The following is a 576-nucleotide window of genomic DNA, read 5'->3' on the forward strand; positions in this document are numbered from 1 at the left end:
CGCCAGAACGGTTGATGACCTCTGGCGCATTATCGGCCAATCTATCGACGAATTCACCCCCGCAGAGTGCAAAAACTACTTCGCTCACTGCGGATATGATGCTTTTTGATCGAAAAATGCTCTAGCGTCGCGGTTACGACCAATGCGACGATCACCGATCAGAATTTGATCAGCGCCTATGACGTACTCGAGCGCACGCCCAATCTTTCCGTGAACGGCAACAAAACGAGTTTCTCGATCCGCGGGATCGATGCGTTCAACGTGTCGGGGAGCGGCGACGGCGCCTTGGCCAGCGTCTACCTCGACGGGGCCGTATTGCTGGAGACGGCCTTGGCCGCAGGGCCGCTCGATCTCTACGACATCGCTCAGGTCGAGGTATTTCGCGGGCCGCAATCCACCGTTCAGGGCCGCAATGCGCTGGCGGGGGCGGTCATCATCCGTACCACTGATCCTAGAGCATAAATCGATCTGATTGAATCGTGGGCGATTCCCAAATCGGTTGCGATCTGATTCAGTACGGCCTTCGAGCAAGGAGGTTGATACATGCCCAGGGCGCTGTCGGTTGATCTACGCAAG

General features: G+C 56.8%; 1 protein-coding gene. It reads left to right on the top strand.

Annotated elements, in window-relative coordinates; translation table 11 throughout:
- Positions 1-105: 105 nt before the first annotated feature.
- Entirely contained in the window at positions 106-462 is a 357-nt protein-coding gene (locus EWE75_RS24850; protein ID WP_130160662.1) for a TonB-dependent receptor plug domain-containing protein, read from the top strand.
- The last annotated feature ends 114 nt before the right edge of the window (positions 463-576 follow it).

Origin of the sequence: Sphingomonas populi, assembly GCF_004208535.1 — a bacterium.
GTDB lineage: Bacteria > Pseudomonadota > Alphaproteobacteria > Sphingomonadales > Sphingomonadaceae > Sphingomonas > Sphingomonas populi.